At 40.5% G+C, this 13,134-nt stretch carries 14 protein-coding genes; 10 read left to right on the forward strand and 4 right to left on the reverse strand.

Annotated elements, in window-relative coordinates:
• Positions 1-188: 188 nt before the first annotated feature.
• From AC1D7X_RS20100 to AC1D7X_RS20130, 7 genes are all read left to right on the forward strand, one after another.
• A complete protein-coding gene (locus AC1D7X_RS20100) occupies positions 189-1,265 on the forward strand; it encodes an FAD:protein FMN transferase (RefSeq protein WP_495457769.1) in 1,077 nt (358 codons plus the stop codon).
• Positions 1,266-1,548: 283 nt separating this feature from the next.
• Positions 1,549-1,764, forward strand: coding sequence for a hypothetical protein (locus AC1D7X_RS20105; protein ID WP_495457770.1), 216 nt, complete (start codon positions 1,549-1,551; stop codon positions 1,762-1,764).
• Positions 1,765-1,791: 27 nt separating this feature from the next.
• Positions 1,792-2,514: a hypothetical protein gene (locus AC1D7X_RS20110; protein WP_495457771.1), complete on the forward strand. Its 723-nt coding sequence runs from the start codon at positions 1,792-1,794 to the stop codon at positions 2,512-2,514.
• Positions 2,511-3,713, forward strand: coding sequence for a glutathionylspermidine synthase family protein (locus AC1D7X_RS20115; RefSeq protein WP_495457772.1), 1,203 nt, complete (start codon positions 2,511-2,513; stop codon positions 3,711-3,713). Before AC1D7X_RS20110 ends, AC1D7X_RS20115 begins: the two co-directional genes overlap by 4 nt.
• A 6-nt stretch (positions 3,714-3,719) precedes the next feature.
• Complete coding sequence (locus AC1D7X_RS20120) at positions 3,720-4,385, forward strand: signal peptide protein (RefSeq protein WP_495457783.1); 666 nt, start codon at positions 3,720-3,722, stop codon at positions 4,383-4,385.
• Entirely contained in the window at positions 4,382-4,774 is a 393-nt protein-coding gene (locus tag AC1D7X_RS20125) for a DUF350 domain-containing protein (protein WP_495457773.1), read from the forward strand. The genes AC1D7X_RS20120 and AC1D7X_RS20125 overlap by 4 nt, the downstream gene beginning before the upstream one ends.
• Before the next feature lie 93 nt (positions 4,775-4,867).
• The gene (locus AC1D7X_RS20130) at positions 4,868-5,881 is read left to right on the forward strand and encodes a potassium channel family protein (protein WP_495457774.1); all 1,014 of its coding nucleotides are present in this window, start codon (positions 4,868-4,870) and stop codon (positions 5,879-5,881) included.
• 116 nt (positions 5,882-5,997) lie between these two features.
• On the opposite strand, the gene AC1D7X_RS20135 is transcribed toward AC1D7X_RS20130, so the two are convergent.
• Complete coding sequence (locus AC1D7X_RS20135) at positions 5,998-6,240, reverse strand: FAD-binding protein (RefSeq protein ID WP_495475999.1); 243 nt, start codon at positions 6,238-6,240, stop codon at positions 5,998-6,000.
• Positions 6,241-6,242: 2 nt separating this feature from the next.
• Positions 6,243-6,752 carry a hypothetical protein gene (locus tag AC1D7X_RS20140; protein WP_495476000.1) on the reverse strand — a complete coding sequence of 170 codons (510 nt, stop codon included), beginning with the start codon at positions 6,750-6,752 and terminating at the stop codon, positions 6,243-6,245.
• Between the two features lie 408 nt (positions 6,753-7,160).
• On the opposite strand from AC1D7X_RS20140, the gene AC1D7X_RS20145 reads away from it, so the two are divergent.
• From AC1D7X_RS20145 to AC1D7X_RS20155, 3 genes are all read left to right on the forward strand, one after another.
• Positions 7,161-7,970 carry an SDR family NAD(P)-dependent oxidoreductase gene (locus tag AC1D7X_RS20145; RefSeq protein ID WP_495457776.1) on the forward strand — a complete coding sequence of 270 codons (810 nt, stop codon included), beginning with the start codon at positions 7,161-7,163 and terminating at the stop codon, positions 7,968-7,970.
• 106 nt (positions 7,971-8,076) lie between these two features.
• A complete protein-coding gene (locus AC1D7X_RS20150) occupies positions 8,077-8,619 on the forward strand; it encodes a TetR/AcrR family transcriptional regulator (RefSeq protein ID WP_495476001.1) in 543 nt (180 codons plus the stop codon).
• A gap of 200 nt (positions 8,620-8,819) precedes the next feature.
• A complete protein-coding gene (locus tag AC1D7X_RS20155) occupies positions 8,820-9,782 on the forward strand; it encodes a bile acid:sodium symporter family protein (protein ID WP_495457778.1) in 963 nt (320 codons plus the stop codon).
• Between the two features lie 92 nt (positions 9,783-9,874).
• On the opposite strand, the gene AC1D7X_RS20160 is transcribed toward AC1D7X_RS20155, so the two are convergent.
• Both AC1D7X_RS20160 and AC1D7X_RS20165 read right to left on the reverse strand, forming a co-directional pair.
• Entirely contained in the window at positions 9,875-11,536 is a 1,662-nt protein-coding gene (locus AC1D7X_RS20160; RefSeq protein WP_495476002.1) for an FAD-dependent oxidoreductase, read from the reverse strand.
• A 244-nt stretch (positions 11,537-11,780) separates the two neighbouring features.
• Positions 11,781-13,133: an MATE family efflux transporter gene (locus AC1D7X_RS20165; protein ID WP_495457784.1), complete on the reverse strand. Its 1,353-nt coding sequence runs from the start codon at positions 13,131-13,133 to the stop codon at positions 11,781-11,783.
• Position 13,134: the final 1 nt, after the last annotated feature.

Below are 13,134 nucleotides of genomic sequence, written 5' to 3' on the forward strand. Positions count from 1 at the left end.
GTAATGCATATAACTAAGAATGGTAGTTCCGAACAGGATGATTTTGTTCGGGTCTGCCATTTTTTTATGTTGTGTGAGTTTACATTGTAGTATGATGAATATCACTTACAGAGAGAGGTCCAGTCATGGATAATCTATTTGATTTTAATATTTTAATATGAAGATTTTTTGTGGATAGGTGGGACAACATGATGATGAGTAGAAAGATTAAGATTTGGGGATTCGTGGTTCTTCTAATCGTAGTTGCAGGGATAGGGCTATTCTATTGGAATCATAGTTCAAGTTCAACGAAGGATGATCCATCCAAACAACTAGTAGCAAAGACGCTCTTCAAATTCGATACGGTGATCAATCTGAAATTGTATGGAGATGATGCAGCTGACAAACATCTGACTAAGATTGAGCAGATGCTTGATGTCATTGATCAACAGATCAATATGTCAAATAACAATAGTGAGATCTACGACGTTAATCAAGCAGCAGGAAAAGAAGCGATTAAAGTATCTTCAGAGACATTCAACCTTGTAAAGGTATCTATTGATTACGCACGAGATACGAAAGGAACATTTGATCCGAGCATTGGTCCACTTATTAATCTCTGGAAGATTGGAAATGGTGGTGAGCATGTACCGGATGCAGATGACATCCTTCGGGCGAAATCTCTCGTTAATTATAATGATATTGAAATGGATGAAGAACGTTCCACGATTAAACTTGCAAAAGAAGGGATGGCCCTTGATCTTGGTGGGATTGGTAAGGGATATGCGGCAGACCTTGTTGCTGATTATTTACATCAAGAACAGATTGAAAGTGCGATTATTGATCTTGGGGGCAGCAGTATCATTGCAATCGGTAGTAAACCTAGCGGTGAATCATGGCGTATTGGTCTTCAGGACCCTGATCGTGAGCGTGGGGAACAATTGGCGCTCATTCAAATCGACAATGAAACGATTGATTCATCGGGGGTATACGAGCGATTCTTCATGGAGAACGGTGTAAGATATCATCATATTCTAGATCCGAAGACAGGATTTCCTACGCAGAATGGCATCAAGAGTGTAACCATTGTTGGTGGGACGGCGACGGATGCGGATGTGCTCTCGACAGCTTTGGTTGTTATGGATTTAGAAGAAGGAATGGCGTATGTAAGTGAGAAGAAGGATGTAGAAGCCATGTTTATTATGGAAGATAATCACATCTATATGACACCAGGCTTGAAAGGGAAGATTAGCTCAACCAATTCTAGATATACCCTGGTGGAATAGCTAATAACAACTTCAATTCATTTTTGTTCATTGAAAAACATATTTCGACAAATTTCTACTTTAACTGAACTTTATTTGCAAATTAAAACAAAATAGACCTCTATCCTTAACAAACTAAGAGCACTAATATAGAAGTATATTGTAAAATCATCGTTTCAAAAACACCATTGAGAAAATGTGATTATTTGTTATATGGAATGGGTTAAATCATTGGGAAATGAAACATATAGCTACGAATACCGTATCAGAAATGTAAGGGTTATGAGGAAGGATGGGATGATAGATGGATAATGGGATGAGTGTCATTTTGTTTGAAAAAATGCCAGAAGGTGTGCTACGTGTCATTGAGGAACGTACGTGGAGTATGAATATGATTACTGCATTAGAGCATGTCAATTATCTTGTGGTAGGTAGTAAGGAGTATGAAGCAGTCGAAGGAAGATTGAATGTGGATGAAGGGAAGCTTGAGCTTCTACTTGTCCCGATGCGTAATGAATGATATTGATCAGGGAAGGAGGACTATATGGTGACTAAAAATGAAAATGCTAAAGAACTACCGGTATCGAAATTATTCACCTCTGAAGGAAAGCCAATACGCATATTGTCTACTTCGTTAGGTATTGCTCTACTGGCTAATGCTCTGTTTGTTCCGGGTGCTGTGAGCGCAAGTGGGAGTACTAGTGCCTCTGGGGAAGATCCTCAGCTCTTGTCTTGGTCTACTGAAGAAGTCAAAGCTTATTTCGACAAAAATGTTGACTGGAACATTCCATATCCAGAGGAAGACAAACAAGAGCCTGTGCAACAGGCTCAAGATGTAGCGACATCTAATGGTACGACTGTAGTGAACAACTATAATGGTTATAATTCTGGTTTCGGTTGGGATGATTTGTTATTGTACCACATGTTATTTAACAGTGGATCTAATTATTCTTCTAGAGGATGGAACAACAATCGCCCTACCTATTACGCAGGTACAAAGACCACATATAAACCTAATACTTATAGTAGTGATAAGTTTCAGAATAAGAATGTTGCTGGTTCTGTGGTCAAACCCAAAACATCAACATCCTCCAGTGGCTCCATTACAAGAAGATCTACTTCGACAAAAGCAGGAAGTATCGGGGGCAAGTCTAGTGGGTTGAGTTCTTCTAGTTCTTCTTCTAGTTCTTCTTCTAGTTCAAAATCAAGCTCAGTTTCTAGTTCTTCCTCGAAATCAAGCTCGAGCAAGAGTGGTGGTTTTGGAGGATGATTCATAGTCAGCCTATATTTGAATTCCTGGATCAATCCGCTCTTGAAAGGGCACCACGTGTAGATCAATTGCACAAGCTAGGATTTACATGGGCAAACCTTGAGGATGAGGAGTACTGGTTGGATGCAATTGCCGTCATGCACAAGGACACTTATCTTGAGCTTGAAGAAGCCTCATGTAAGCTCTGGGGTATATTCGACAAGACCGTTCGCTATGTTCACCACAAACATGATTTGTATGAACTGATCGGTATTCCACCCATCCTGTGGGAGATGCTTGACACATGTCCATTACCCGAACAGGGACTTATCAGTCGTTATGCCCGGTTCGATTACGCAGTGGATGATGAAGGGAATATTAAACTATTGGAGTTAAATGCAGATACGCCTACAGGTTATGTTGAAGCGTCGATTGCTACACCTTGGATTTGTGAGCAAGCAGGAATATCCCATGGGAACCAATCGATGCAAGCGCTACTTGCAGAAGCGTGGAAAGAAGAGCGACCAGATACAGTAGCTTGTGTTGCATACGGAAGTCACCAAGAGGATTCTGGTACGATTGAAGCGCTTGTAAGACATAGTGGGCTCGATATTACATGTGTAGACTGCTTAGATTTATCGATAGATAACGGTGTCGTAAAAGATGGTGAGGGTAGGATCATTAAACGGATGTTTGCCTTGTACCCTAAAGAATGGATGGCGGTTGACGAAGGTGGAGATGCTCTGGCCTATGCGGTAGAGACCGGGAATCTACAACTCTTCAATTCACCACACAGCATATTACTGCAATCTAAGGGACTCATGGCAGCGATATGGGGGATGTATGAGTTGGGCTTGCTCTTTAATGATGAAGAACGCGGGGCTATCGAACGATACATTCTACCTACGTATAACAAACCGGTATTTTCAGGAAATTTTGTATCCAAATCAGTGTTTGGTCGTGAAGGGGGCTCTGTGCGTCTTTTTGATGACAGTGGTTCGCTAGAACTTCAGGATGAGGATGGTTTTGATAGTAGCGTGTTATTTCCTTCTGTTTATCAAAAGAGAGCTGAATTAGCTAGGATACATACAGCAGAAGGTGAGCTTCATCTGTTGACCGGAATGTTCGTCATCAACGGGAAACCTTGTGGGCTACTCGGGCGAGCAGGTGGACTGATCACAGGCAATGCCAGTCATTTTATAGCGTTAGGAGTGAGATAAGTGAATATGAAGAGAGATAGCAAAAAAGGCGTTTATAAGTTTGTTCGAACACCAAGAATTGGAGTTACGGTGTGTTTGCTGATTTTAACGGTCTTTTTGTTAAGTGCATGCTCTAATAATCAGAATAGTGTATTTCACACGGATACTACGGCAGAAACGACAGATAACGTATCGCGAGTTCCTTGGGATTATAGGGTTGTGGAGAGTTCAGTAGGGGACTTAATAGGTAGCGATATGACAGTCTTGCCTGATAATGAGCTTTTACCGAATGACGGGAACTATGCAACAGGTGACAAAGTATGGATATTGCAGTTTATGGATGCTGAACTTACAACAGATGCTAATCAACGTAACGATATCCGATTGTCTTCATGGACCCCAATCAAATCATATGGAGACCAGAAGACAGCTGCAGAGGACCTGAAGAATCTTAAAGTATCCATAACCACCGATGTTGATGTTGTAGGGGTATATAAGACGAAGTATAAGGATAAAACAAGAAATTTTGCCGTAATTGAATTACCTTCAGGTAATCGGATCAAACAGCCGATCGATGATAAGCGCTATACCTCACTTGAGAAACAAAAAACCACATCAGTGGTATTAGAAGAAGTACATGATTTCGCCGATTATGATTCGGCCTATGCGAAATTTCGGGGGTGGGCTAAATGACGATCGTTATTAATTTAGTAGTAAGTTTAATAGTAATCATATTTCTTCAATGGTTAGGTATGGCCATATTTATGTGGATGACTCCGTTCAAGGATATGGAGGAGCTCAGAAAAGGAAACGTAGCAGTAGCTCTAGCTCTGGGAGGAAAGTTCGTATCGACCGCTATCATTCTAGGAGTAGCAGCTTTTACAAATACTTCGATATGGTTTATGATGCTTTGGTTTGCGGTAGGTTATCTGTGCCTGATCGCAGCTTACTGGATTTTTGAATTAGTAACTCCTGGCTTTAGAATTTCAGAACATCTGCAAAAAGGCAATGTGGCTGTTGGCGTAATGCTCTGTATGGTATTTATTGGGACAGCATTTGCAGTTAGTAGTCTAATCATTTAATTCAAGTTTGTTTTCAAAAAAAGAGTCAATCTGGCCGCTCATGTTAATTCATTTGAGCGGCCAGATTTATTGGATCAGAGATGAGGTAGGCGGATGCATTTTATTCTAAGGGTATCCACGAAGTTGATGCGGTTAAGGAAAAGAGCCATCGGGCTAATGATTCTGTTCTTCATTGTTCTGAGTGCAACCATTGCTTTTGTACTTGAGCCAGATACCTTTCACAATTGGTTCAATGCATTTTACTGGGTCATGACAACGATGGCTACGGTTGGGTATGGTGACTATTTTGCAGCAACGATCATGGGTAAGGTATTTACGATATTTCTATATATCTTTGGTATAGGTCTGTTGAGCTTAGTCATCGGTAAGGTCATTGACTCCATTGGAGAGGTGCAGAGAAGGAGGGGAGCGGGTACATTGAATTTTCGTGGTGAGAATCATGTTATTTTAATGAATTGGAGCAAAAAAGCACAGTCTGCTGTAGATGAGATCCTGTGTTATTCACCCAAATGTCACATCGTAATTATTGATGAGATAGGACAACATCCACTAGAACATATGGATCAGGTTCATTTTATTAGTGGGGATGCCTCTAGCGATGAAATCCTTCTTAAAGCCAATATACATGAGGCAAAGGCGGCAATTATATTTGGTGACACACGTATTGATGAGTCTTCTCTAATTGATGGTAAATCTTTGTTGATCGTTTCTAGTATTGAGCGCATCGCCCCGCAGGTGCATACGACGGTAGAAATCATGCAGGAGAAGAATATTCGGAATTTCAAACACGTTAATGTAAATGAGTTCGTACTTTCTCATGATGCCATCTCTAGACTTGCTGTACGATCCGCTCTGCAAGAGGGCAATTCTGATGTGATTACGCAACTGCTGAGTCGCCAGCATGGCGATGACATTTATGAGATACCACTAAATCGTGCGTGGAAGACCTATGGAGAAGCCTTTCAGGACTTACTTCTTCAAGGTGCAACCCTATTGTCCGATCGTAGCGACCTCAGTATTAACCGTAAGCTTAACGAGCCTATACCCGAAGGTGCGAAATTGTATGTTGTCTCGGATGAAGAAACTTACCTGAGGATTAAAGGGTAGGGAGAATGCGCCCAAATGGCTGCATGGAGAAGGTTTGAAAGGCTCGCGAAAGGGCTACTGCTCTGCGAACCAACAAACTGCAATATCCTGTTAGGATATTGCAGTTTGTTGCTACATTAAGTGCTTACTTTACTCGCCACATGTCCTGCTGCCCTTCTACCCGAGAAAACGGCGTCGGCTAACGACAAACCACTGATATAACTATTTGAACATATTCCAACAGCTGTTCTCCCCGCTGCATATAATCCTGCAATCGGTTGATCGGATGCATTCAGTACTTCGCCTGTATGTTCCTCAACCTTCAATCCGCCTAGAGTTAAGCCAGGCGTTGGGAAGAACGGTGAGTTTTTAATACTCATTTTCACTGCATAAAATGGAGAGGACGAATAAGTGGCGTACAAATTTCTTTCGCTTTATGCACCGGATCTGGCTTTCCTAATGCGATAGCATTGTTATATTGGGCAATCGTTTCTATTAATGATTGCTCATCTATTTGAGTTTTTTTCGCTAAAGATGTAAACGAATCTGCCTTATACGTTCCCATTGTAAATAGATATCGTAGTTGTAAAGATTGGAAAGATAAAGATTTATTTAATCCATTACGTTTGGCAGCTTCGAAAATGTCTCGGTCAACAATGAGATAACATTCGCCTTGATGTTCTTTGATTAATTTTTTTGAGAAGGTAGCTCCGTATAAATCTTCGTTTATAATTCGTTTACCCTGTCCATCTACCGCAATGCCTCGAATAAAATCTGAAGGTGGACTGAAGAATCGCCATGCGGATACATTTTGCATATGATCGGTAGCTCCCCCAGCTGAAATACCTAATTGAATGCCGTTACCATTATCATAGATCGTACCTAAAGGCATTAAATTTGCTGCATCTTTAACATCGTATTCGGCTAACATTTCTTTATTGAAAATAAATCGCGTTTTCGTAGTTTTTTACACCTGTAAAACGCACGCCTTTCACTTCATTATGTTCAATGAGTAACTCGGTCCCTTTGCAAACACACGATGTCCTCTAGGTGCTGGATGAGCAGATTGATTGTACGGGTAGCACTTTTCATTGCCAGAGTAATGCCAGAGTAATACAAATAGAATTGATCAGAAGGATAGGAGGCTTTATACGGGCACCTACAACGATGAAATCAAACATTTCTCGATTCATAGAATCCCTCCGATAAAAAGTGGATTGACACCAATGGCTTGACACCGATTATTGTAGTTCATATAATCAAAACATACAAGTGTATGTTTTGATGAGGAGGGGATTCAATGGAAACGTTATTCAACGTTAAAGGGAAAGTTGTTATTGTCACAGGTGCAGCGGATGGACTCGGAAGAGCCATCGCACAAACTTTTGCTGAAAATGGCATGAACGTGGTTATGGCAGATATAAACGAGGAAAAAGGAAGCGCATTAGCTGATGAGTTAAATCAGAATGGTGGTACTACGTTCTTCGTGAAAACCGATGTGAGTTCCGAAGAAGACATGGTGAAATTAATAGCAACAACGATTGAGAAATTCGGTAAGTTAGATGGGATCGTTAATAACGCTGGAATTGCAGCTTCTTATCGCCCTACTCACGAATATGAGCTTGAGGAATACGAAAGGCTGACTGCGATCAATTTGAAGAGTGTCTTTTTAGGTATGAAATATGGTATTAAAGGCATTTTGAAATCAAAATCCTCAAGCGGCTTTATTATAAATATAGCTTCGATGGCCGGGATCTTAGGTAACGCGGGAATGGGCCTTTATACGGCATCTAAACATGGTGTTGTTGGCTATACCAAAACGGCTGCCTTAGAATATGGAATGCATAATATTACAGTGAATGCGATATGCCCTGGAACATTTAAAACGGGGGTCTGGACCAATACACCGGAAGAAAAAATTCAAGAAGTCGTTGGGTATTTAAGCGCCAATGGCCGTTTAGGTGATCCAAAAGAGGTAGGCTATCTTGCATTATTTTTAGCTTCTGATCTAGCGCGTTTCATTAGTGGTGCAGTCATTCCGATCGATTCCGGAGCTGGGGTAGGGAAGAAGATGCCTTTGCAATGGGAAGATCCTTCGATACTAGAATAAAATATTAAGCTGGAAACGAATAATTTACACAAAACGAAACAAAGTATAAAATAAACTTGAATTAAGGTTATTTTATACTTTGCTTTTTTGAAATGAGGATTTATTAGTGATTACAACAAAAGAAGACTTATGTGATTTCGCAATCGATTTATTTTATAAGGATGGGTTTGACAATGCTAGTATCAATTTGATCTGTAAAAAAATCGGTGTAACAAGAGGTTCATTCTATCACCATTTTCAAAGTAAAAACGATTTGTTGCTTTATTGGTTTGAAAAAAAAATTAAAATAATTGAATTCAACGAATCCATTGAATCACCGAATGAAAGACTTAAAGCTTATCAACTAGCTCATGGGAAGATGATAGAAACCATTGGCTATGATTTAATGTACCATATTTTAATGGCGGAATTTGCAATGGAAGGAAGACATTTTTCCACGTATTTTCTACCGCGTGAGCGAACATTATCTTTACTTCAACAAGCAATAGATAAGAATGAAATACAGAAACATGAAGATATCGCAATATTAATGGATACATATGTTTCAGCAACGATCGGGCTTATTGTTAAATGGAAGCTCGAACAAGGACAATTTAGTGTTGAGAAAAAGATGATTCAAATATATGAAACGATCTTTAAAAGTGTGTAAGCAGATTGAAGTGGCCTATTGATTTCGGTGCTTTAATTTTTTCTGAAGCATACCGAGGAAAATATCAAACTGCCTTCCTAAAAAGAGAATTTGTAATTATTGGAATCCATAGATTATTGATCGGGTTTGTCGTAAAATGAAATATTATAGTCGGATTTGTCGTACAACGAGATATTACAGTAGAAGTGGGGCTCAGTAAAATGAATGCAATTTCAAAGGTTAGTGGTTTGGTAGGAAGAACATTTTCGCTATGGGTCATTCTATTTGCTTGTTTAGGTTTTTTTATACCTGATCTCTTTATCCCTTTAAAGGGGTACATTTCTTTTTTTCTTGGGATTGTCATGTTTGGGATGGGACTAACCTTGTCCGCTGCTGACTTTCGTGAAGTATTTCGTCGACCGCTAGAAGTGTTGATTGGTGTTGTTGGCCATTTCATAATTATGCCGCTACTTGCTTATGTGTTGGCTCTCGTGCTAAATTTACCACCAGATATCGCAGTAGGTGTTATTCTTGTCGGTTGTTGTCCGAGCGGTACGTCTTCTAACGTAATGACGTTGCTAGCAAAAGGAGATGTTGCGCTGGGTGTATCCATCGCTTCGGTATCCACGATAATTGCTCCATTGGCTACGCCAGCATTAATTAGTTTACTTGCAGGACAATGGATGCCTATTGATGGGGGAGCACTCATTAAGGACATTCTAATGGTCGTTATTGTTCCTATTATTCTCGGTGTTATCGTAAAGGCATTATTCAAAAAACAAGCTGAAGCCAGTGTTCAAGTACTTCCGCTTGTATCAACACTTGCTATTATCGTGATTGTGGCAATTGTGGTAGGGGGCAGCAAAGCCCAAATTATTGAAAGTGGCATGCTGATATTTGCAGTCGTTATTTTGCATAATCTTCTTGGCTATGTATTAGGCTATTCATTTGCCAAATTGTTCCGTATGAACACTAGCAAGCGCAAAGCCATTCTGTTCGAGACAGGAATGCAGAACTCGGGTCTTGGGGCCACATTGGCATCCGCACATTTCAATCCTGTTGCAGCCGTTCCGAGTGCAATATTCAGCGTATGGCATAACATTTCGGGTTCTTTATTGGCGACTTGGTTTGCATACCGTTATGAGAAAAATGCTCGAAGTAGTAAAGAAGCGAATCATTCTTAATGGTTGAAGACTTATCAGCAGATGGAAGATTTACGTGACTTTAGGAAAGGCTATTTCTTTCAAAGAGATAGCCTTTCTCTTATGGTTATATTCTAATGTAAATCTTTTGAATTAATAAGTGTTTTGCTGATGTGATTTGCGGATATGTATCCGAATACAGTTGTAGGTCCAATGGTCGAACCTGGACCAGGATATACATGCCCCATAACGGATGCCGAGCAGTTCCCTGTAGCATAAAGACCTGTGATGGGTTGACCATTACGTAATGCCTGACCATGTTCATTTGCCACAATTCCGCCTTTAGTTCCTAAATCACCAGGATAAATTTTGACCGCATAAAATGGAGGTTTCTCAATAGCGCCTAAATTTGGATTTTTGTAAGTTGGATCGCCGTAATAGTTATCATAATCAGAATTTCCGCGTCCAAAATCTTGATCTGTTCCATTTTTTGCAAACTGATTAAATTTATCGATCGTTCCTTTTAATCCGTCGTAGTCAATCTGACATTGTTGCGCTAATTCTTCAATTGTATCTGCTTTAATTAAGAAACCGCTTTTAATTTCCTTTTTGGGAGTTCTATGAGGAAGCATATCTCCGAATAAATATTTATTTCGATTACGGCTTTCTAAGACGAGCCAAGAGTGAATGGCTTTTCCGTTCTTTTCTTGCTGTTCAAAAATGGCATGACCAGCATCCACGTATGATTCAGATTCATTGAAATATCTAACTCCAGTTCTATCAACAATGATGGAGTGTGGCATAGAACGTTCGTAAACCAGGAATTTTCTTGTGCCATTCGCGCCAATCGCCGTTGGTCCCCACCAAGCATCATCTAAGAGTGCCGTATCTAACTGATGTTTTTGCGCAATTAAAAGCATATCTCCCGTATTACTTTCACTTGCTGACGTCCAATCTGAACTGATATTATGATATTTTTTTCTTAATTCAGGATTTCGCTCAAAGCCGCCGCCTGCTAAAATAACAGCCTTACACTTAATGAAATGTGGTTGCCCATCTTTTTCAACTTCGATGCCTACGACGTTGTCTTCTTCAATGATTAAATCTTTTAATGGCGTTGAGAGCCATAGTGGTATTTGGTGATCTAATGCAATTTTGAGTAATTGACTTACTAGACCTGCACCTATTGAAGTAGCATGAGCGCCTTTCAATTTATGTTTAAAGCCATTTAAAAACATGCCGACCACGGTATTAAAATCTTTTGCATTCGTAAATGCTTTAGGTAAGGATGCTACTTTACCTGAATAGAGTGGGATCGGAGGTTTGATTTCGCCAGTGCGCAAGGTCTGTTCATATTCACCTAATACACGGGAATCAAAGATTTCCCCTTCAATGGATCGACCTATTTTTCCTCCGGGTTTCTCAGGATAATAGTCTGGATAAAGGGGGGCAGCTACCCATTTCATGCCGAGATCCTCTAAAAATTTCACCATTTCATGTCCGTTTTTTACATAGGCAACTTTGCGTTCATAAGTAGATGCCGGTCCAACATCTTTAATAACTTCTTGCATGTACATTAAAGCTTCTTCTTCACTATCCTGTAATCCGGCCTTTTTCGATACATGGTTGTTAGGAATCCACAACCCACCACCTGAAAGCGCTGAAGAGCCGCCCCACTTAGCACCCTTTTCAATAATCAATGTGTTTAACCCGTTGCGTGACGCTGTAATTGCTGATACAATTCCGCCTGCCCCGCTACCAACGACTACAACATCGAGTTCGGAGTGCCATTTCATAAAATTAAAATCCCTCCTAATTTTAATAGTTTAATTATCTGTTACTTATATGTTATCCACATACTCTATATTCAACATTTGTACGTTACAAATACAGCCGAAATCTAGACAAATTACCCTCTGCGAATGAAATCGAAGGCTATCTGGTTTGCAACATCTGAATACGAACAGGTACCGAAAAAGGGCAGGATCGAGGAGTGCCCTTATTCCCCCTTATCCTGCCTTTTTGCCTATTATATATTTTCTATTGTACCAAACTATCCAGATCCGGTTGTAATTTGTTCCGCAGAGCATACAGAATGAGGGCTCCAACAAGGAACGCGACGGCATCCGCTATGACGATCGACCAGACCACCCCGTGAAAGCCATTCATTCGATTGGCGAGATACAGCACAGGAATCAATGTGATTCCTTGAATAATGGACATGATAAATGCGGCGGTTCCTTGTCCTGTGGCTTGGAAGATGCCCGTAAACAACGTGGTCATTCCTGTAATGAACAAGGATAAGAACGTTACATGCAGAATGTAGCTGCCCATTTCGATTAATTGCGGGTCATTCGTAAATAATCCAATTAAGTGGTCGGAGATCAGATAGACGATGATGCCGAACACGAAGGCTAAGGCTACAATCGTCTTGATCGTGAATCCAATGGTATGCTTCATTCGTAATTTATTCGCTGTAAAAGAGAAGGCAATCATTGGCACGACACCCTCGCATAAACCCATCAGTATAAACTCAGGAAATTGTAATAAACGTGATGATATTCCGTAAGCGGCTACGGCCTGATTCCCATATTCGACAAGGAAATGGTTAAAGATAAGCGACATTGCACCCAAGAAGATACTCATAATAAAGACGGGAACTCCGATTTTGAATACATTGCTTAGAATGTTCTTGGTAGCCTTGAACCATTTTACGGAAATGGTTAGGAATTGACTCTTAGTTCTGATATGGAAGGCAAAAAATACACACGCAACCAAGTTAGAAATGACCGTAGCTGATGCAACGCCGATCACGTCCCAATGGAAGACGAAGATGACTAGCGCATCGAGAATGATATTTACGATAACACTGAGAATCATACCGATCATCGACGTGATGGCTGCACCCTCCGAGCGCACGATATTCTCCAGTGTGAAGAATAATACGACGATGGGTGAACCCATAAGCATTATCGTGACATAATCCTTCGTGAAAGCGAAGGAGTCAGGCGTCGCTCCCAGGCCATGTACGATTGAATCGATAAATAGAAGGCCGACGGCCATCAAGATAAGACCAAGAACTAAACTACTGTAAAAGGCAAATGAAGACACATGTTTTACATCGTTATATTTTTTCTCTCCCAGCAAACGGGAGATGAATGTACCGCTACCCATACCAATCAAGTTGCCTATCGCCATAATAGCTGCGAATAACGGCAAGGTTAATGCGAGTGCGGTTAACATGGCCGTATTGCCCAGTGTACCAAGGAAGTAGGCATTCAAGATGGAATATATGACACTCATTGACGTGCCTAGCATCATCGGTACAGCGAAGTGAGCGACAGCTTTTGCTACCGGTGCTTTTTCAAAGTAATGGAGGTTTTCTGCATCCATG

It is taken from the genome of Paenibacillus sp. Y568 (assembly GCF_059445545.1).